Origin of the sequence: Fluviicola taffensis DSM 16823, assembly GCF_943372375.1 — a bacterium.
Classification (GTDB): Bacteria; Bacteroidota; Bacteroidia; order Flavobacteriales_D; family Crocinitomicaceae; genus Fluviicola; species Fluviicola taffensis_A.
The window spans coordinates 79,453-100,537 of record NZ_CALRYJ010000005.1 but is presented as its reverse complement, the minus strand read 5'-3'; the positions used below and the strand labels follow the sequence as shown (position 1 = coordinate 100,537).

The 21,085-nt window shown below is 39.7% G+C and carries 18 protein-coding genes; 10 read left to right on the top strand and 8 right to left on the bottom strand.

Going from position 1 to position 21,085, the window contains the following annotated elements:
* Nucleotides 1–72: 72 nt before the first annotated feature.
* Entirely contained in the window at nt 73–699 is a 627-nt protein-coding gene (locus tag AAG807_RS09250) for a YceI family protein (protein WP_341902752.1), read from the bottom strand.
* A 148-nt stretch (nt 700–847) separates the two neighbouring features.
* On the opposite strand from AAG807_RS09250, the gene AAG807_RS09245 reads away from it, so the two are divergent.
* The 6 genes from AAG807_RS09245 to AAG807_RS09220 all read left to right on the top strand — a co-directional run bounded on the left by AAG807_RS09245 (nt 848) and on the right by AAG807_RS09220 (nt 5,776).
* Entirely contained in the window at nt 848–1,738 is an 891-nt protein-coding gene (locus tag AAG807_RS09245; protein WP_341902749.1) for a permease-like cell division protein FtsX, read from the top strand.
* 24 nt (nt 1,739–1,762) lie between these two features.
* Nucleotides 1,763–2,011 (top strand): DUF3098 domain-containing protein, encoded by a 249-nt coding sequence (locus AAG807_RS09240; RefSeq protein ID WP_341902747.1) that lies wholly within the window; start codon nt 1,763–1,765, stop codon nt 2,009–2,011.
* A gap of 3 nt (nt 2,012–2,014) precedes the next feature.
* Nucleotides 2,015–2,809: an undecaprenyl-diphosphate phosphatase gene (locus AAG807_RS09235; protein WP_341902745.1), complete on the top strand. Its 795-nt coding sequence runs from the start codon at nt 2,015–2,017 to the stop codon at nt 2,807–2,809.
* Complete coding sequence (gene truB, locus AAG807_RS09230) at nt 2,809–3,504, top strand: tRNA pseudouridine(55) synthase TruB (RefSeq protein ID WP_341902743.1); 696 nt, start codon at nt 2,809–2,811, stop codon at nt 3,502–3,504. The genes AAG807_RS09235 and truB overlap by 1 nt, the downstream gene beginning before the upstream one ends.
* Before the next feature lie 70 nt (nt 3,505–3,574).
* Nucleotides 3,575–4,624, top strand: a complete 1,050-nt coding sequence (gene queA / locus AAG807_RS09225) for a tRNA preQ1(34) S-adenosylmethionine ribosyltransferase-isomerase QueA (protein WP_341903197.1) — start codon at nt 3,575–3,577, stop codon at nt 4,622–4,624.
* Between the two features lie 54 nt (nt 4,625–4,678).
* Nucleotides 4,679–5,776 carry a Fic family protein gene (locus AAG807_RS09220; protein WP_341902739.1) on the top strand — a complete coding sequence of 366 codons (1,098 nt, stop codon included), beginning with the start codon at nt 4,679–4,681 and terminating at the stop codon, nt 5,774–5,776.
* A 44-nt stretch (nt 5,777–5,820) separates the two neighbouring features.
* Here AAG807_RS09220 and AAG807_RS09215 read toward each other — a convergent pair whose 3' ends face one another.
* The 4 genes from AAG807_RS09215 to AAG807_RS09200 all read right to left on the bottom strand — a co-directional run bounded on the left by AAG807_RS09215 (nt 5,821) and on the right by AAG807_RS09200 (nt 9,553).
* Nucleotides 5,821–6,180: a CoA-binding protein gene (locus AAG807_RS09215; RefSeq protein WP_341902737.1), complete on the bottom strand. Its 360-nt coding sequence runs from the start codon at nt 6,178–6,180 to the stop codon at nt 5,821–5,823.
* Nucleotides 6,181–6,275: 95 nt separating this feature from the next.
* Nucleotides 6,276–7,241, bottom strand: a complete 966-nt coding sequence (locus tag AAG807_RS09210; protein ID WP_341902734.1) for an OmpA family protein — start codon at nt 7,239–7,241, stop codon at nt 6,276–6,278.
* 96 nt (nt 7,242–7,337) lie between these two features.
* Entirely contained in the window at nt 7,338–8,264 is a 927-nt protein-coding gene (locus tag AAG807_RS09205; protein WP_341902732.1) for a type IX secretion system membrane protein PorP/SprF, read from the bottom strand.
* Nucleotides 8,264–9,553: a gliding motility-associated C-terminal domain-containing protein gene (locus AAG807_RS09200; RefSeq protein WP_341902729.1), complete on the bottom strand. Its 1,290-nt coding sequence runs from the start codon at nt 9,551–9,553 to the stop codon at nt 8,264–8,266. The genes AAG807_RS09205 and AAG807_RS09200 overlap by 1 nt, the downstream gene beginning before the upstream one ends.
* A 157-nt stretch (nt 9,554–9,710) precedes the next feature.
* On the opposite strand from AAG807_RS09200, the gene AAG807_RS09195 reads away from it, so the two are divergent.
* The 4 genes from AAG807_RS09195 (at nt 9,711) to AAG807_RS09180 (ending at nt 17,797) form a co-directional block, all read left to right on the top strand.
* Nucleotides 9,711–14,471: an Ig-like domain-containing protein gene (locus AAG807_RS09195; RefSeq protein ID WP_341902726.1), complete on the top strand. Its 4,761-nt coding sequence runs from the start codon at nt 9,711–9,713 to the stop codon at nt 14,469–14,471.
* A gap of 277 nt (nt 14,472–14,748) precedes the next feature.
* Complete coding sequence (locus tag AAG807_RS09190) at nt 14,749–15,843, top strand: Mrp/NBP35 family ATP-binding protein (protein ID WP_341902725.1); 1,095 nt, start codon at nt 14,749–14,751, stop codon at nt 15,841–15,843.
* Complete coding sequence (locus AAG807_RS09185) at nt 15,830–16,075, top strand: NifU family protein (RefSeq protein WP_341902723.1); 246 nt, start codon at nt 15,830–15,832, stop codon at nt 16,073–16,075. Before AAG807_RS09190 ends, AAG807_RS09185 begins: the two co-directional genes overlap by 14 nt.
* A gap of 87 nt (nt 16,076–16,162) precedes the next feature.
* The gene (locus AAG807_RS09180) at nt 16,163–17,797 is read left to right on the top strand and encodes a choice-of-anchor L domain-containing protein (protein ID WP_341902720.1); all 1,635 of its coding nucleotides are present in this window, start codon (nt 16,163–16,165) and stop codon (nt 17,795–17,797) included.
* A gap of 114 nt (nt 17,798–17,911) precedes the next feature.
* Here the strand turns inward: AAG807_RS09180 and AAG807_RS09175 are convergent, their stop codons facing one another.
* The 3 genes from AAG807_RS09175 to AAG807_RS09165 form a co-directional block, all read right to left on the bottom strand.
* Complete coding sequence (locus AAG807_RS09175) at nt 17,912–18,511, bottom strand: superoxide dismutase (RefSeq protein WP_341902717.1); 600 nt, start codon at nt 18,509–18,511, stop codon at nt 17,912–17,914.
* A gap of 235 nt (nt 18,512–18,746) precedes the next feature.
* Nucleotides 18,747–19,706, bottom strand: a complete 960-nt coding sequence (locus AAG807_RS09170; protein WP_341902713.1) for a T9SS type A sorting domain-containing protein — start codon at nt 19,704–19,706, stop codon at nt 18,747–18,749.
* Nucleotides 19,707–19,794: 88 nt separating this feature from the next.
* Nucleotides 19,795–21,072, bottom strand: coding sequence for an amidohydrolase (locus tag AAG807_RS09165; protein ID WP_341902711.1), 1,278 nt, complete (start codon nt 21,070–21,072; stop codon nt 19,795–19,797).
* Between the last annotated feature and the right edge of the window lie 13 nt (nt 21,073–21,085).

Sequence of the window (21,085 nt, the reverse complement as noted above, 5' to 3'; positions counted from 1 at the left end):
TTAAGGTTCTTGTAAATAGAAAAGGCTCTCCGTCTAACTGGAAAGCCTTTCAATGTTCTTATAAATAAGTGATTATTCTTTTGCTGATTCTGCTTTCAAGACCAAATTCAATTCGAAGTCAACTCCCGGTTTGATGTATTGGGTTTCTTTCCCTTTTTCAGTGCTCGGTTTGAAGCCTTCTGCATCTATTGCAGAGAAGTCGATCGTGAATTTACCCTTTGCGGTCAGTTCTTTGTCTGTTTTCTTAATCTTCACTGGCATTTTTGCGGGAACTTTTTTTCCGGCAACTTTTAGTGTTGCATCGATTTCCTTATCTGAAATGCTGTTTATTTTTACCTCGACATTCGGGAATTGAGCTGCATTGAACAAGCCTTCACCCATGATCGATTCGTTGAGATCACCAGCACCCTCTTCAGGAGTCAATTCATTCTCGATTGTTTTCATGTCCACAGTAAAGCTTCCCGTTTCGAACGCATCACCTTTGTAGCTGATTGAACCTTCAGAAATTTTCACAGTTCCGTTGTGTGTATGACCATCACCTGCATAGGTACCTTTCCATTTTAGGGTGCTTGCAGTTGCATCCAATTGGTAGGTTACCGGCAAGTTTTCCTCCGTTGCTGATTCTGTCGATCCTCCACATGCTGTCATTCCGAAAGCGATAAATGCAAGTGATGCTGCGTAAAATAGTCTTCTCTTCATCATAATCTTAATTAAAGTTGCTATAAATATAAACTATTCTAATTACCAAGGTAACGAATTTTAAAAAGGGGAACTTTGTTCATTTCTTCGTTAATAGCTTCTCAAATTAATAAAAAAGGATGTGACTAAAAAGTGTAATTTTGGTTTGATGAGTAAAGGAATCGAAAAGACAGGAAAGAAGGGACTACGAACTAGTTACATTTCAACCGTAATCGGAATTTCGTTGGTTTTGTTTATGATTGGGTTGGTTTTGGCAGGAGTGATCGGTTTGGATTCGCTGCAAAAACAAGCCAGGGAAAATCTGCATGGGGATCTGTTTTTTAAATCGGAATACAATGCGGAAGATATCAAGCAGGTAGGACAGGAGTTGAAATCATGGGATTGTTTCAAAGAAGTTGTTTTTGTTTCCCCGGAAAGGGCGATAGAAGAATTTAAGGGAGCAGATCAGAATTCAGATGAGATATTAGCCATTTTTGAAGGTGAAAATCCACTTCCTCCGACTATCAATTTCCGACCTGTCAGTTCTTTTGTTACCAAGAAAGGAATGAAGGAAATCGAAACCCGCCTGAATAACAAATATGGAGATATGTTGGCGGAGGTCAATTACGACAAAGTGGCATTGGAAGAGGTGAATCTCGGCTTCAAGCAATTTGTTTTTCTGATTTTATTGGTGGCATCCTTATTAATCGTGGTCGCAGTTGCAATGATCAATAATACTATCCGATTGGCATTGTACTCTAAGCGATTTACCATCAAGACCATGCAGTTGGTTGGTGCTACGAGTGGATTTATACGAAGACCCTTCTTGAAGCAGGCGATGTATCAGGGCTTGGTTTCCGGAATTATAGGAATGGCATTCTTGATGACGGTGTTTTTTGCATTGAATAATGTCCTGGATGTTGTGGAGATTGATTTGAAGCTGATTGATATTCTGCTCCTTTTTGCTTCCTTGTTGATAATTGGGTGTGTTTTAACGATTGTTTCGACCTGGTTTGCACTAAGCAAATATTTACGTGCAAAATTGGATGATTTATATTAATTTAGCCCCACATTCATTTATATCATGAACAATAAATTCGACTTTCCAATTAAAAAAGAGAACCTACGAATCATTTTCATTGGTTTAGCAATCAATATAATTGGCTATATCTTGATGATTGGCGGTGGTGCTGATTCTCCTAAAGAGTTTCATGAGGAAGAATTGTTTTCCACGGTTCGAATAACAGTTGCTCCTATTTTGATTGTAGCTGGTTTCGTCGTGATGATTTACGGAATCATGAAGAAAGCAAAAAATTCTAAATCCGAAGAATAATCCATGAATTGGTTTGAAGCAATTATATTGGCTCTCATTGAGGGCCTAACTGAGTTTTTGCCTGTTTCGTCAACCGGGCATATGATTTTAGGATCAGCTGCAATGGGTGTTGAAAATGATGATTTCACCAAATTGTTTATGATTGTAATTCAGTTGGGGGCTATCCTTGCTGTATTCGTTTTATACTTCAAGCGGTTTTTCCAAAGTGTTCAGTTCTATCTGAAATTGATTGTAGCATTTATTCCGGCTGCCATTTTAGGAGTATTGCTTTCTGATTATATTGATGAATTATTGGAAAATCCAATGGCAGTTGCCATCTCATTATTGGTTGGGGGAGTTCTTTTATTATTTGTAGACAACTGGTTCAATAAACCCAGGATCCATGAAATGGAAGAAATGACCTATTGGGATGCGTTTAAGGTCGGTTGTTTTCAGTGTATAGCAATGATTCCCGGTGTTTCACGTTCGGGGGCTTCAATCGTAGGAGGAATGAGTCAGAAAATGAGTCGTAAGCTGGCTGCAGAATTTTCATTCTTCCTTGCTTTACCGACAATGTTAGGAGCCACTGCGAAGAAGACCTTGGATTTTTTTGAAAAACATGATTCATTATCAGGTGATCAGGTTAATTTATTGATAGTTGGGAATGTAGTGGCTTTCATAGTTGCAATCATTGCAATCAAAGGATTTATCGGTTTTTTGAATAAACATGGATTCAAGTTATTCGGTTGGTATCGCATCATTGTTGGTGGTATAATTCTAATCCTGTTGTTATCCGGATATAAATTAACTATCATTTGATGATTACGGAATTTGCTCAGGGAAGCACCATCTTGGTGGATAAACCTTTGAAATGGACTTCTTTCGATGCGGTAAATAAACTGCGTTGGCATCTGCGCCAAAAGCTGGGAGTGAAAAAACTTAAAGTTGGTCATGCAGGGACACTAGATCCTTTGGCAACCGGTTTGTTGGTCATTTGTATCGGAAAGCATACCAAGCTCATCGAAGGTCTCACGTCTGATTCAAAGACATATACAGGAACGTTCTTGTTAGGCAAGACAACTCCTTCTTATGATTTGGAAACGCAGTATAATTCGGATAAGGAAACCAGTGGAATTACTTCGGAACAATTGGAAGAAGTTCGATTAAGTTTTTTAGGAGTACAACAACAAGTGCCACCCTTATTTTCTGCAAAACAAATTGACGGTAAACGTGCCTACGATTATGCCAGGGCTGGAATTGAAAAAGAACTGAAGGCGAATACAATCGAAATCATGGATTTCCAGATAGACACTGCCCGTTTTCCTGAAATCGATTTTGAGATTTCTTGTTCAAAAGGAACATATATCCGGTCCATTGCACACGACTTCGGACAAAAGTTGGGTTGTGGAGCAACATTAATTGCGTTGCGAAGAACCAAATCCGGAATTTATGACATTAATGATTCCAAGAGTGTGGAAGAATGGATCACATTCATTGAAGAACAACCTTTGTAAATACCCTGATTTTTTATACTTTTGCGCTCTTTTGATTTAAAGCGCTAAAAATACATCTTGTATGAATAAAATGAAGCTTTCTGAATTCAGTTTTGACCTTCCGGACGAACTGATTGCAGAGTACCCAAGTGAAAACCGTGATGAAGCACGTTTGATGGTAATCCACCGCGAGACCGGAAAAATTGAGCATCGCTTGTTTAAAGATATCATCAATTACTTTGGAGAAGGTGATGTGATGATTATGAACAATACACGTGTTTTTCCTGCTCGTATGTACGGGAACAAAGAAAAAACGGGTGCTAAGATTGAAGTGTTCTTGTTAAGAGAATTAAACCGTGAAAGCCTTTTGTGGGATGTATTGGTTGATCCTGCACGTAAAATCAGAATTGGAAACAAATTGTATTTCGGTGACGATGATTCATTGGTTGCTGAGGTAATTGATAATACAACATCACGAGGAAGAACATTACGTTTCTTATTTGATGGCCCTTATGAAGAGTTCAAAGCAAAGATTACTGAACTTGGAGAAACACCATTGCCTAAATACATTAAGCGTGAGGTTGAGGATACGGACGAAGAAAGATACCAGACAATTTATGCAAAAGAAGAAGGAGCTGTTGCAGCACCAACTGCCGGATTGCATTTTTCCCGCGAGTTATTGAAGCGTTTGGAATTGAAAGGCGTAAACTTTGCAGAAGTTACATTACACGTTGGATTGGGTACTTTCCGTTCTGTGGAAGTGGAGGATCTAACGAAACATAAAATGGACTCCGAGCAAGTTATCATTACGGAAAAGGCAGCCAATATCGTAAACGAAGCAAAGAAGAACAAGAAACGCGTTTGTGCTATCGGAACTACTTCTATGCGCGCTGTTGAAACATCTGTTTCTACTGACAATATGTTAAAAGCATTTGATGGTTGGACGAACAAATTTATTTTCCCTCCATATGAGTTCAGTATTGCCGATAGTTTGGTGACGAATTTTCATACACCTCTTTCAACTTTGTTGATGATGATTTCTGCTTTCTGTGGGCATGATTTAATGATGGAAGCCTATCATGAAGCAATTAAGGAAAAATATAAGTTCTATTCGTACGGTGATGCGATGCTAATATTGTAAAAGATTCCCCGAAAATTAGTCGGGGATTTTTTTATCCCGAAAAATTGACTAAATTTGTCAAAAATAATATTGTCAACAAAGATGAGTTTAGGGATGATTTTAAAAGATGCACGTAATCAATTCAATTTTACATTGAAGGAATTGTCGCATCTCTCCGGTATTGATGTTGCCTTATTAAATAAATATGAAAAAGGAGACAGGCAGCCTTCTGAAAAACATCTGGGTCTCTTAATTGAATATTTAAAATTAAATGAAGATACAACTCGATCCGTTTGGTTAGGGGAGCGCATTTATACCTTGTTTGAAGATAACGACCATTTGTTTGATCAAGCAATGAGTTTTGCAGAAGGACGAATAAAGTATAATAAGCTTAATAAGAAAAAACAAGAGAATTCAATCAGTTCCGAATTAACTGATCTATTAAAAGAATGTTCAGATTTACAAAAGGCTTGGTCTTCTAAAAAACCTTTGAACCAATTACAATTGCGTAAAATGGAAGAGTACTTCAATCTGAATTACACTTATGAAAGTAATCGAATTGAAGGAAACACATTGACTCTGCAAGAAACGTTTCTTGTCGTTAATGATGGGATTACCGTTGGGGGGAAATCCGTGAGGGAACATTTGGAGGTTATAAATCATACGGAGGCGATTCAGTATTTGAGTGAATTGATTCAGAATAAGACTGTATTTTCTGAACGTGTACTAAAGGAGATTCATTATTTGGTGCTTAAAGGGATTGATCGTGAGAATGCTGGAGTTTACCGTTCAATCGGTGTGCGTATTTCCGGAAGTTCCCATTTGCCTCCGGAACCATATTTATTGAATCCGCTCATGGAAGAAGCTTTTGTTTATTATAAAGAGAACAAATCAATTCTTCATCCAATCATTTTGGCCTCAGAAATGCATGAGCGCATTGTTCGAATTCATCCGTTTATTGATGGGAATGGTCGAACATGTCGATTGATTATGAATCTTATCCTCATGCAGAACGGTTATCCGATTGCAAACATCAAAGGGGAATTGGAAAATAGACTGCGCTATTACAATGCTTTGGAGACAGCTCCGGAGGACCATAAAAATGCATTTCATTCCCTAATTGCGGAAACTGTAATTCATGCATTAAAGGAGCACATAGCACTTAGTTCCTAGTGATTAATAAAGCTTGCCGCAATCGGGGCAAGCTTTGTGTTCAATCAATAATTCCCTATTGATAATAATACCAATGTACATGCAATTTCAGGATGAATCTTAGCTGCTCTTAATTTTTCAATAAACGGTGGATTCTCTGTTCCGGGATTGAAAATCACACGATTTGGTTTCAACGCTAAAATTCGATCAATATATGCTTCCTGATTTTGCGGATTCAGATACAAGGTAACGGTTTCGATCTCCCAATTCGGATTCCACTCTGTCTCAATCTCCACATCCTCTACTGTTCCGGGTTTTTGACCAAATGCCACAACAGGGTATTTGTGGCTTCTTAATGCCTTAATTGCCCTGTTTGCATAGCGATCTTCTTTTGTTGTTGCTCCGATGACTAATGTCTGTTCCATGTTGATTAACCTTTGTTTTGTAGCTTTAAGTTACAAATAATACACAAAAAAAGGCACTCTAATTGAATGCCTTTCTTGGATGTCCATCCACGAAATTATTTTCCGTCCAATATCTGATACAACTCATTTAAGTTTGGAGAGATAATCACTTCAATCCGTCTGTTTTTAGCTTTGTCCTTTGCATCAACAGGATGATATTCTCCTCTTCCTGCCGCCATTAATTGCATGGGATTCATTTTACTGTTTCCAATCATTATTTCAACAACAGCAGTAGAACGAAGAACGCTTAGTTCCCAATTGTTTTTTGGATGAGCCGTAGCAGCTAACTTATCGGTATCCGTATGTCCTTCCACGATAATTTCCAGATCTTTCTCAGTTTCCAGAACTTTTGCAAGGTCGATGAGTGCTTTTTTACCATCGGGCTCAACAGTTGTACTCCCAGAGGCAAAAAGCAATTTGGCTTCTAAAGAGACATATATCTTACCATTTTTTTCAACTACTGTCAATCCTTTATTCTCGAAACCTTTTAATGCAGCAGATACGCGCGTTTTTAATTGCTTCATGGCATCATCCTTACGTTTGATCATTTCTTCCAATTCCGTTACACGTTCTTCCCGCTCGATGAGCAACTTTTCTTTCGCAATCAATTCGCTTTCTAAAGTCTTAAGTGCATCCTCTTTCCGTTGAAGTTCTAAATTCTTTGAATCAATGTCTGCTTGATAGTTTGCGGATTCTTTTTGTCCCTTCATGCGCATTTGATCCAATTTTTGTTCATATGCTTCATTTTGGGCAACCATTAGATCGTATTGTGCTTGCAAGAAACGAAGATTGGAACCTAGTTCAAGGGTGTCTTTCTTCAATGAAATGATGTCCTTTCGAAATTGGTCCGCCATTACTTGTAAATCCTTTACTTTTCCTTCGTTTTCAATGCTTGAAATTTTGTATTTGTTTAGTTCTTCGCTGCAAACCTTTTCTCTTTCAAGAAGCTCATTGTATTTTTTTGCCGGTACACATGCGGCTAATGCACAAGTAAGCGCGATTATGGAAAGTTGTTTTTTCATTCAAAATGCTTTATTCTCAAATTTCGAAAGAAATAAGCCTATATCGAGAAGGGAAAGAGATACTTATAAACAGTGAAATCTGAATAGCCGGATAAATCAATCGAAATCGGCACAGCCGGAAGTACTTTCCTTTTGTTGCTTGCAAGGTGAAAAAGAAAGTGTTATTTCATGTGAATGAAAAGTGTTGGGTCTCATTTTGGATAGAATGAAATCGTAGGAATACCCCAGTTTCCACTTTTCTTTGAAACGGAACCCGACCATTGCAATCAAAGCATCCGTATTTCTCAAACCTAATCCAAGGTTGAATTTTCGTTGAAACTCGATGAGCCCATGAATTTGTAATTCAATGGGTGTATTCTTTGTGTAAGCAACGTAAATACCTGGATACACATCCACTTTTGGGTTGATGTTGAATTTATATCCACCGGTAACCATCCAATGCATTTGGGATTGTGCATTCATACCGATGACATTCCATTTTTGTGGAATCAATTCATACAATGTGAATCCTATAAAATAGTTCTTTGTGTTCCACCAAGCGCCAAAGGTAGCTGTTGGTAGAATTTGAGATGCGCTTCCGTTAATGGTCGGATCCGGAGTTAATGGTTTAGCTTCATTCAAATCAAAGGAAAGTTGTCTTGCTCCGACTGCTAAGCCTAGGGACAAGCGATTTGTCAAAGAGAAATTGAAATGTCCTGCGTAGGATAATTGCACCCGGATATCTTGAAACGGTCCAATCTGATCCAAATAAACCATTCCTCCTAAACCGTGTCTGGCACTTAAAAAATGGCGTCTCTTTGCTTGTAATGGAGCATGAACACTGACCCAGCCGGTATAAGGAGCTCCGTCTACCTTTATCCATTGACCTCTCAATGTGGATTGCGCTTCAAGACAGGTCTTAATTCCTGTATAAGCCGGATTAATGGCATACTGATGATGCATCCATTGGGACATGTGACTCACCTGTTGTCCATAAGAACAACTGCTAATCAAGGTGAGCAAACAAAGTAGCGTCTTTTTCATCAGCGGATTACTGTAATACTTCCTTTAAGCGGCTTGGTGTCGTTATTTTGGCGGAGATCCAATGAATAGAAATAGACTCCATCAGAAACCGGTTTTCCTTTATTGGTGCCATCCCAAGCTTTTGTGATGCTATATCCGGCAATTTCAGCAATTTTTTGTCCCCAGCGATCGTAAATGACCACTTGTGCATCGGGATAAAAACTGATTCCGTCAATTATCCATTTGTCGTTATGACCATCGCCATTTGGAGAGAAACTACCAGGTATATCCAAGTTGTCGGATACAAAAACAGTTACCTCATCTGAAAGCGAACAATTTGCATTTAAAGCAGTCAGAGTATAGGTGGTTGTTTCTTCCGGTGTTGCGTAGGTTGTTATCGAATACGGAGTATTCAGTGTCTGTGTCGGACTCCACATGAAATCGGTTCCGTTTGAAGTACCTGCGAGTTGAACACTGCTTCCTGCCTGAATAGTGAAATCAGAACCGGCATTAACGGTGATGGGGTCAACTGTAACAGGGGGATAAGAAAAATTCAACGTGTCCGGACAAATGGCAAAACAACTGCATTCAACAGAAACAACATCTCCGTTTTGTAAATCACTTGTAAGCCACAAGGAAGTTTGGGTCACTGCTTTCAAAATACCATTTACAGACCAAAAGAAATCACTCGTATCTGTGCAGTTAGTCAAATAAGCAGTGAAAGAAGCTGGGTTTTCCGGGCATAGGGTAATTGTTGGTCCACCTATTGAAAGTCCCGGAGCAGGTCTGTCAAATCCGGTTCCGGATCCGATCAAGTCAAATGTTGCTTCTGCAGATAAAACTGCTCCTGCATTTTTAGCACCATTGATTATGACATAGTAAGTAGTATTTGCAGGAAGTCCTAGCGCTGTTATAGAAAAGCCGACTGATGAACCCGCTTCACAGTTACTCACCATCGTATATGTTGCTGCATCACATTGGACAAGTGCCTGTACAATGGTTGCTTGTAATTCCGTGCCCCGCGTTGCTTGAAGATTGAATAGTAAATTGCTGAAGTTAAAAGTAACATCTCCTCCGGTTACATTGGTGTTGAATTGATACCAGACACTATTGGTTCCGGAAAAGCAAAAAGTGAAATCATCTTCACATCCCGGACATACAGTTGCCGTAGCACCTATATTTGAACCGGAAACAGTTACATTCGGACATAAAGGAATAGCTGAATTGCACCCATCATTTGTCAGCTGGGAAAAACCAGAAGTCACGCTAAAAAATGAGATTAACAATACTTTAACAGCCCGTATATTCATGTGCAAAAAATGCGTATATGATTGTAAAACTAATACATTCAGGGATATTTTAATGGTTTTTTCGTAGTTTCGCTCCGTCAATTTTGTTAAATGAAACCGTTTTTGTGCTTTTTTGGCACAATGATGGTTAGGCACGAAATAGATTAAACTTTGGACTATGAAATATTTTTACACGCTAATTGTAAGTCTACTGGTAACCACCTCCTTATTTTCTCAGAAAGTGAATTACGACAATGATAGTCGTTGGTTCTGGGGTTTGAACGTCGGTGCGACTTGGACTAAAACAGATGTTCCTCACAAATTGGATTTGGGATACGGTCTGATGCTCGGTCATCAATTCAATTACAACTACGGAAAACCAATCAGTTTTGATTTGCGTTTGCGTTATTTGACAGGATTATGGAAAGGGTATAATACCGATTCGACCAATGTCTCTGCGAATCCTGTTTACAATGAATACAATACTCAGGGGCAACCTGTAGTGTTGAATTTTGGCACAAGATTGCATGAATTGAGCCTGGAATTGGCAATTCATTTAAATAAACTGAGAGAAAGGACTGGTTGGGATCCATACATTTTTGGAGGTATCGGTTACACTTGGTACCGCACAAAAGGAGATTTACAAGGGTCTGACGGATACACTTATCTCTATGATTCCACCAAATTGGCTTCGAGTTCATATACTCAAAGTGAAATTCATGGACTGACAGATAAGAAATTCGAAACAGACTTGAATTCACCTGCAAGTATGGGGAAATTTATGCCAAGTGTCGGTATCGGTATCGGTTATCAGGTGGCTAAAGGTGTTTCTTTGGGAATCGAACACAAAACAACGTTTACGATGGCCGACAATTTCGATGGTCATATCCAGGCAAAAGGGAAATATGCGAATGATTGGTATCACTATACCAGTTTTTACTTGAAATTCCACATACGAAGTCATTACGACCATACTACTTATCAAGATACAGTTAGCCAGCCGGTTGTAACAAATCCTGATTGGACGCAGGCGAACAATAAACCACCTGTTGTGGATATTACCAATCCTAGTGTTACCGGAACAACGGTTAATTCTAGTAATTATGTGATCAAAGGACGGATCCAGAACGTAAATTCCAGCTCAAATGTCATTTTCAGACAAAATGGAAATTACATTTCGAACTTTACATTCAATCCTTCCACCCAGGAATTTCAAAGCATCGTAACTTTGGTTCCCGGTCAAAATACCTTTGAATTAACAGGAACAAATGACTTTGGTTCCGATTTGGATCAAACAGTGATCAACTATGTGAGAGAAACACCAACTCCTCCGGTTGTCACTTATTCAAACCCAAGTTCAAATCCGACAACAGTTCAGAATCCGATCTTCAACTTGGTTGGAACAGTCTTGAATGTGACTGGAAAGGACAAGATTACAATGACATTGAATGGGAATCCTGCAGTGTTTACGTACAATACTTCCACTAGAGGAATAAATGCGACGTTGAATCTGGCCACAGGGTCGAATATTGTCAGTACGACCGGTACAAATCAGTATGGATCGGATACCGAAACGGCAACAATTATTTATCAGCCGCAACAAACCGTTCAACCTCCGGTTGTCTACTTTGTCAATCCGAATATCAATCCGTATACGGTCAATCAAAACACGTTTGCTTTGACTGCCGATGTATTGAATGTGGCGGATGCACAACACGTGAGTTTCAAACAAAATGGAACAATCAACAATAACTTTGCATACAATGCACAAACAGATAAATTCACAAGTAATGTGATTTTGAATGCGGGTCAGAACGTATTCGAGGTGATTGGAACAAATGCGGCAGGTTCTGCTTCTGCGACAACGATTATCATTTATAATCGGATTGCTCCGAAACCTCCAATTGTTACGATCACAAATCCCGGAACAAATCCTTACGAGACTTCAAGCAGTGTTTTCAACTTGAATGCAACGGTATTGAATGTGACTCAGAAAAGTCAGGTGAAAGTGACTTTGAACGGAACGAATCTACCAAACTTCGTTTACAACGCTGCTTCGAACGGAGTAACAGAGCCGTTGAATCTGGTTACCGGAGCAAACGTTGTTACAGTTACAGGAACAAACACAGATGGAACAGATTCCAGACAAACAACGATCATTTACAAACCTGCTGCAACGATTCAGCCGCCGGTGGTACAGTTTACAAATCCGAATGTGGATCCTTATACGACCTCGAACGGTACGCACAATGTAGTGGCATCTGTGCTTCATGTAACAACTCAAAGCGGAGTCAATGTAAATGTGAATGGAACGAATGTTACCACTTTCACTTTTGTGAATAGTGCTGCTTCATTCCCTGTAACGTTGATTGAGGGTGCAAATATCATTACGGTAACTGGAACGAATAGTGCAGGAACCGCAAGTGAAACTCAAACGATCATTTATAGAAAACCCGTTGCAGTTCAACCTCCGATCGTTTCGTTTATCGATCCAAGTTTGAATCCTGCTGTCTCATTGAATGCGACATACCTGGTGAAAGCACGTGTTCGTTTTGTGACCGCAGCAAATCAAATTGTTTTGAAAATAAATGGTCAGACGACAACTAACTTTATTTATACTGCTTCAAGTGAGTTAATGGAATTCACAACCGGTTTGGTCAATGGAGCAAATGTGATTGAAATCACAGCAACAAATGCTGCAGGTTCAGACGCGGAAACGACGGTGATCAATTACAGAGCTCCGAATCCAACATTGCCTCCTGTTGTTACAATTACATATCCGGCTGCAAATCCTCAAACGGTGAATGTGCCGAATAGCAATGTTGCTGCAACGGTTTTGAATGTAGATAATCAGCAACAAATCCAGGTATTGGTCAATGGTGCTCCGTATTCCGGATTTACCTATTCGACTTCGACAAAAGTGTTGACGATGAATGTGTCACTGATTTTAGGAGCGAATAGTGTCACTATTACTGCAACGAATACCGCAGGGACCGCATCTGATGCTACTCAGATTATCTACAAACGCGATGAGGTGATTAACCCACCACTTGTGACATTCATTAATCCTGCAAGTCCGGGTCAAACGGTCTCTTCAGCAGCTTATGTCATGAAAGGACACGTAACAAATGTGACGAATCAGTCTCAGATCGTATTGAAAGAAGATGGTCTCATTGTTAATCCAAGCTTCTGGACATTTGATCCTGCAACTTTGGAAGTGACATTTAACCACACCTTGAATGCCGGGAATAATATTTTCGAGATTACCGGAACTAATGCAGGTGGAAGTCATACAGCATCCACTTCAATCATCTTCAAAAGAATTGAAGTTCCATGTAATAAGCCGGTCATTACTTTCAATAATCCTGCGACCCAGAACACCAGTGTTGAAAATGCGCAATTCACTTTGAAGGGAATAGTAACGAACATCACTTCTGTGAATCAGATCGAGGTTTATTTGAATGGAAGTCTGCAGGCAGCCGGAAGTTTGAATACAAGTACACTTGAATTTGAAAAAGTGTTGACATTGATTGAAGGGTCAAATTCAATCGAAATAAAAGCAAGCAATTCATGCGGTGTATCGACAAGTACAACAGTCGTAATAATGAAACCGAAAGTGATCCCTTGTTTCGCTCCGGAAATAACCCGATTGAAGCCAGTTTCTGAAGAAATGATTACGGAAGCAGAGTCAGTTTCAATTGCTGCCACTGCGAACAACATCACGCAAGTTTCTCAAATTCAATGCAAGTTGGATGGAGTTATCGTTCCATTCAATTACGATGAAGTTTCACATACTGTAACTTCAACAGTAGCATTAACAGAAGGAGCTCATACGATTACCGTTTATGTAAGAAATGAATGCGGTACGAAACAATTGGTTTGGAAAGTTACGCGTGCCGTTTGCAGACCTCCTGTAGTTACCATAACAAGTAGTTCCACTCCAAATGGGTCATCAGTTACTTCTGATGGATTTAATCTGTCCGGAACAGTTTCAAATGTGGAAAGTCAATCGGATATCACTGTTACTCAAAACGGACAAGTAATCGGATTTGTTTACAATCAGCAAACAGGAGTAATTACTGTGGATAGAAACTTGGTTTTTGGACCGAATGCATTTGTGATTCTTGCCAAGAATAAATGTGGTGAGAACAGCAAAGCGATCAATGTCCTGAGAAATGAGGTGATAACAGTTCCGCCTCCGACCATTCAAATTACAAGTCCATCCATGACACCTTTGGAAACAGATCAGTCCGCACAAACGATTCAAATCATGACGACGGGTGTCACTTCTGCATCACAAGTTTCTGTTACGTTGAATGGAGTGGCGACGAACTTTGAGTATAAATCTTCTGGTGGAGTTCGATTCAACGCTTCATTTGTAATCGGAGAAAACGTTATCCTGGCAACAGCAGTTACTCCCGGAGGGACGGCAGTGGATACCAAAACGGTTATCTACAATGCTCCGGAAGTAATCCCTGCACCGGTAATTACGATGAAAAACCCGAGTCGTTGTCCTGCAACATTCCAGGTTGGAAGTATAACCATGTCAGGAACGGTGCAAAATGTATCCAATGCAAGCCAAGTGAGTATTCTTTACAATGGAGCGAATGTTGAATTCACTTCAAGTATCGAGAGCAATGTGTTGACCTATTCATTTGTTGTGAATGTGACCTTGTCAACTGTTTCAGCACCATTGGTTGTTACAGCTACGAATGCCTCCGGTACAGATACCAAGTCATGTTTGATCAATGCTGCGCAACCAAGTGGAACGAATGGCACAGGGAATGGAAATGAAGGAGGTTCAACCGGTGGAGAAGGTACGGATGAGAAGGTCAAGACAGAACCTGTAAGACCATTGAAACCTGGAACAGTTGTGGAACCGACAACTAAACCGACAACACCGGCAACGAATCCCGGAAGACCGGTAGTAAGACCATAAAAGAAAAAGAAATATAGTTCTTGAAAATCCTTCCGCCACAGCGGAGGGATTTTTTGTTTAAATAGTTGTTAATCACCGCAGGGGTATTGTGTCTATCATTTTTTCCACAGAGAAACAGATGTACACGGAAGATAAAAATTGCTTCTGTGTTTGCCTTAAGCAAATCCGTGTTCCTCTCTGGGAGAATTTTAAAATTGGTTAGATTCTAATACAAAACTTGTTTTTTAAGAGAAGTTCCGGGAACGAATAGCTATTTTTGCAGGGTAAATAAATTACCATGACCAAGGAAGCAGTGTTGGAAGTATTGGGAACCATTTTGGAGCCCGATTTAAAGAAGGATATTGTAACGCTCAATTTTGTAGAAGACCTGCAGATTGAAGGTTCCAAAATTACCCTTGCGATTTATGTTTCTAATCCAGCATTACATGCCAGAAAACGCATGCAGGAAGCCGTTGAATTCAATTTGAAACGTGTTTTTGGAGAAGCTGTCGAAATCACTTGCATGGTGAAGGGATTGCCTTCTGAGGCTCGTGAGACACACCGTAAAATTCTTCCTGAAGTGAAGAATATCATTGCAATTGCTTCTGGAAAAGGTGGGGTAGGTAAATCTACCGTGACTGCAAACCTGGCAGGTGGACTTGCAAAAGCAGGATTCCGTGTCGGAATTGTGGATGCCGATATTTATGGCCCAAGTATTCCAACTATGTTCGATGTAGTTGGAGAAAGACCGACGATGATCGATGTGGATGGAAAACCCATGATCAATCCGGTGATGAGTTACGGGATCAAGATCTTGTCTATGGGATTCTTTTCCCAGAATGACGAAGCAATTGTCTGGAGAGGACCAATGGCAGCAAAAGCAATGACACAGTTGTTTACTGATGCTTATTGGGGCGAATTGGATTACCTGTTAATCGATCTTCCTCCGGGAACTGGCGATATTCATCTTTCCTTGGTGCAAACGGTTCCTTTGGATGGAGTTGTTATTGTGAGTACACCTCAGGAGGTTGCGCTTGCAGATGCCCGAAAAGGGGTCAACATGTTCAAGTTGGATACGATCAATGTCCCGATTATCGGATTGGTTGAAAATATGTCCTGGTTTACACCTGCTGAATTACCGGAAAACAGATACTACATTTTCGGAAGAGATGGAGTCAAAAATTTGGCGGCAGGCATGAATGAAACCTTTCTAGGACATATTCCATTGGTACAAGGTGTGCGTGAATCGGGTGATGTCGGTAGACCTGCTGTATTTCAGGAAAATACGCCAACAGCATTAGCATTTGAAGAATTAGTGCGTATCTTTGTGGAAGAGTTGAACGTGCTGAAAGCACGTAAAGCATTAAAAACACAAAAAGATGGTGTTAAATAAAATTGAATTGACTGATAAGATCAATCTTTCATTGAGTGAGTTAAGACCTCATCTCATTGCTGATGGAGGTGATATGGAATTGGTTGATATTACTGACGAAGGTGTTGTACAAGTGAGATTACTTGGAGCTTGTAGTGATTGTTCCATGAGTGTCATGACTATCAAGGCGGGTTTGGAAGAGGCTGTTAAAAAAGTTGCCCCGGAAATAACAGCTGTTATAGCCGTAAACTAACAACATTCAACTTATTACGGGTTGCTTAAGCAACTTTTTTTTGTCGCATGGCGTCTAGAATTATATCGAAAGAAAATAATCCGCGCTATGAAACAATTGAAAACAATTTTTGTAATTGCCCTCCTTTTATCTTATTCCAATCATTCCAATTCCCAATTAGTCTATTCGGGAGTTTCTAATCTAGAGGTGCTGATCACCAATATTTTTGGTGTCCAATGTCAAGGTATTTCCAATGTAGGTATTCAGGGAACTCAAGCCCAAATTGCCCGCTTTGAAAATGGTTCTGACCTTGGTGTAAACAGTGGTTTGGTCCTTTCAACAGGATTTCCAAACATGTCAAGTGCCCCATCATACACTTTTTCCAGTTACAACTTAAACATGCCTGGAGATAATGACATTATCTTGTATGGTAATTTATCCGGACAAGGAGCTTATAGCTATGATGCGATTGCTGTTCACTTTGATTTCACCCCGATTGTAACAGATACTATTCGTTTCAATTACATTTTTGCATCGGAAGAGTATCCGGAATATTCGAATACGACATACAATGATCGCTTCCTGTTTCTGGTTTCGGAGAATGGAGGTACGCCTGTAAATATTGCACAGGTTCCCGGAACAACAACTCCGGTAGAGATTAACTCAATCAATCAAATTGTGAATTCACAGTATTACAACGATAATTCAATCGGACTTAACTCTACAAACTTTGTGTTTGACGGTTATACGGTGCCTTTGGAAGCGAAGTTCTATGCACAAGTGGGAAATACGTATCACATCAAATTGGTGATCTCTGATGTCTCCGATGGTGTTTACGATTCTGCAATCTTTCTGGATGAACAAGAATCAAACAATGATATTTCAGGAAGCTTGACAGTAAACGGACAACCGGCTGAAGGTGTATTGGAAGTCTTTAATTTTGTTCAGGATACGGTAGTAGCAATTCCAGTCGAAACAGTCAATGTTACAAACGGGAATTACTTGGCAGATAGTTTACCTACCGGTTTGTATCATGTGCGCTTCACACCGGATCCCGTTTTATTCCCGGGTGCTGTTCCATTGTATTTTGCTACAAGTTCAACCTGGACTGGAGCGGACGCAATCGGTTTGCCATGCTTCTTAAGCAATGCGAACATCAACACAGACACATTGGATGTATTGGATGCTACCGGAAGTGTATCAGGAACGATTGTAGTTGATACATCGTATTTAAAATCCATGAATGTGCCGTTTGGTGGTGCGTTAATGCTTTTGAAAAATGCACAAACACACGAAACAAGAGGTTTTGCTTATACCGCGTCAAACGGAACATATACGATTGATCATGTGGAAGCAGGTTCTTATTATTTGTTAGTGGATGTTCCTTACATTCCGCACACAGATACCTTGTTCTTTCAGGTTCCTGTTGATGGAGAAGTTTTGGGTGCAGATTACGCGATCCTTGAAAATGGAATCACATCAAATGGAACGCCATACCTTGGTTTGAATGAATATGTAGAAGTTCAATGGAGTATTTCTCCGAATCCTGCAGATAAGATGATCGAGATTACTTCAGATCAGAAAGTGAAAGTGATTCAGATTATTGCAATTGATGGAGCGGTAGTAGCAGAAATTCAACCGAATGGATTAAAAACAAGCTTTGATATCAGTCAGTTGAAACAAGGAGTTTATCTGGTTCGTCTGGATCAGTCAGCACCAAAAAGATTGGTTGTAACGAAGTAATAAAATTCGATTAGTTACGTACAAAAAAGCCCTGACATTTATCGTCAGGGCTTTTTATTTTGATGAAAGTAGAACCACGATTAATCGCAACCCTACTTTTATACTCTATTTTAATTATTTCGCTGCTGCGTATTTCTTTGCAACCACATCCCAGTTCACTACATTGAAGAATGCATTGATGTAATCCGGACGACGGTTTTGGTAGTGCAAGTAGTAAGCATGTTCCCAAACATCCATTGCTAAGATTGGTGTTCCTTTACAACCTTCACCCATTACTGGGTTATCTTGGTTTGGTGTAGAGCAAACTACTAATTTTCCTCCTTCAACACACAACCATGCCCAACCGGAACCAAATCGTGTTGTTCCTGCTTTAGCAAACTCTTCTTTGAAATGCTCAAATGTTCCGAAAGCATCGTTGATTGCTTGTGCCAATTCACCTGTTGGAGTTCCTCCGGCATTTGGAGCCATTACTTCCCAAAACAAGTTGTGATTCCAGAAACCACCACCGTTATTGCGAACTGCCGGCTTATCCTTACAGTTTTGCAAGATGTACTCGATAGATTTTCCTTCTAAATCGGTACCTGCAATTGCATTGTTCAAGTTTGTTGCATATGCCTGGTGATGTTTTGTATAGTGGATCTCCATTGTGCGAGCATCAATATGTGGCTCAAGCGCATCGTATGCGTATCCTAATTTTGGTAATTCAAATGCCATGATATTTCTTTTTTATGTTGTCTAACAAAAATAGGAAACAAAATTGATAAAGCCGATTCAATCGGAATAAGCTTTTGTTAGGAAAGGTTAAATGAACGAAGTATCAATAGAATAGATAATTCTTTAAGGTACGCGAAACTTCACATCCCGAAAAACAATACGCTGAAGCTACCGGGATAAAATAAAAAATCCCTTCCACCGAAGCGAAAGGGATTCTGAATTCGTTTAAAAACGATTAGTTCTTTGTAATACGTTGAACAGAAATAGAACCATCTTTTCCATAAACTTTAACCAAGTACATACCTGAGTTTAAAGAAGAGATATTTACTTCTGCAGTTTTACTTTCATTCATTGAATGGTTCAATGTCAATTCGCCGGATACCGTGTAAAACTCAACTTGAGAGATTAACTCATCAGAGTTTAAGTGAAGAACGTCTGTTGAAGGATTTGGGAAAACAGATAGGTTAACCAATTCATTTTCTTCCAAACCTAAATTTGCAGGAACACTTGTGTAATAATTGGAATAAGTAGTGTTTCCGTTCGAAGTTGTTGCAGAAACGTTAGCAACTTCGTGGTGAACACCTGCTTTATACCAGTTGTATGAGATAATCGTGGAATTAATAGTTCCTAATGAATAAACGTCCGTGATTGTTTGAGTTGATTTTAAGCGAACAACGTTTGTATATGTTCCGTTTGGAGTAATCAATGTTCCATAACCTGAGAATTCAGTTTGTGTACTTCCGGTTCTTGTGAAATTGTAACCGCTTACACTATAAGTACATGCGAATTGATCGGTGTAATTTTGACTGGTAGTTACTGGAAATTGCAAATAAGTTGCAGGATTCGAATAAGTGAAAATAGTTCCTGCAGCATCTATTCCAACCGCATCCAAAACAGAATTTGTTACGTTGTAATAGATAATACCGCCATTTGATTGCGTCAACTTAAGGTTTGCAGACGGAAATGTTCCACCTGAATTAGTTGCAACAGCCACTGTTACCGGAGTTCCTGCTGTCAATGCAGATAAATCCCATGTAACTCCCGTTCCAGTTGTTCCCGGGTTTGTTTGAGTTGTTGAAGGATACATTGAAAAGTTTTCACCGGCAGTATAGCCAATGTCAGTGCGAGTTAAACTTTGAGCAAATAAAGCATTACTAGTGAAAAGCAATGCTGCGAAAATGTAAATTTTTTTCATAGATTTAGATAATTAATTTGAGCCAAAGTTATAGAATTGATTGAGTTAATAAGTTGTCTAATTGTTAAAAAAACAATTGAACTAAAACTCACTTTCCATATTTGGTTTTATACTTCTTATACAAGTCCGTTTGAAAGTTTGTTGTCGGAACAAAATTCCCATTTATCAAAATGACGGAAGCCTGGTTTCCTTTCATTTCCAAAGCTGAACCAACAGAGCCGAATAGGGTTGCTTTTTTTCCAATTTCAATGCTTCCATAGTTTTTGGAGATTCCCATAATTTCGCAAGCGCTCAATGTGATGGAGCGAATCGCTTCCTCTTCAGTTAATCCATAAGACATGGCTGTTCCTGCAAGGAAAGGCAGGTTGCGCGCATTCATTGCTTCCATATCTCCTTCATTCTGTAGGCAGAATTGAACACCAGCCTGTTGCAAGAGGAATGGAAGTTTGTAAGGTAAATCGACCGGATCATCGTCGTGTTGCGGAAGTGAGTGTAAGCGACCAATCATGACGGGCACTTTTTTGATTTTCAATCGGTCGGCAACCAAATAGCTTTCGGATCCTCCGACAATTACAGGGAATTTGATCTCCATTTCGGTAATCAGGTCCAGGATGTCATTGATCTGCTGAATCTCATTTGCATGAAAGTAAAAACGTTTCTCACCTGTAAAGCAATCACTCAAGGCGCTGTATTGAATAGGGGTGTTTTTGTCCTTGACATTTGTGCTTGCTTTTGCATTGGTCAGATAAGCGATCAATTCCCGTTTCTGATCTTCGTATGTCTCATTTGGTTTGGTAATCGGATCACCCCAGTTGCGACTGTAAGCGGAAGGCCATTCGATATGGATCCCATCGTCTGCTTTCACTGTTCCATCTTCCCAGTTCCAACAAGAACTGTTCATCAAACTCGATTGACCGGAAATCCTGCCGCCGCGTGGAGTGGTTTGGATCATCAGCACCCCATTGGTACGAACGGTTTCGATCACATCCGATTCACAATTATAAGCAATTTGAGCGCGAACATGCGGATTGAATGTTCCCATCTCATAGAAATCCCTGGAAGCCCTTACGGCATCAATTTCGGTTAGACCCAAAGTAGAATTTGGTGCAACAAATCCGGGATAAAGATGATGACCGCTTAAATTAATGATCGTGTCCCAATCGGATTTGTTGTATGTATAGGCAAGTGTGTTTTTTACCAATGTGATGACCCCGTTCTCAATTCCGATTGATCCCGTGCTGATTACCTGACCGTTTCCAATGTGTAAGGTTGCGCTTTCAAGTAAGATTTTATTGTATTTCTTTTGACCGTAAACGCTAGTGACACTTGCAATTAGAATCAAAAAAGTATAACTGATTGTTTTCATGTTCAATGATTTT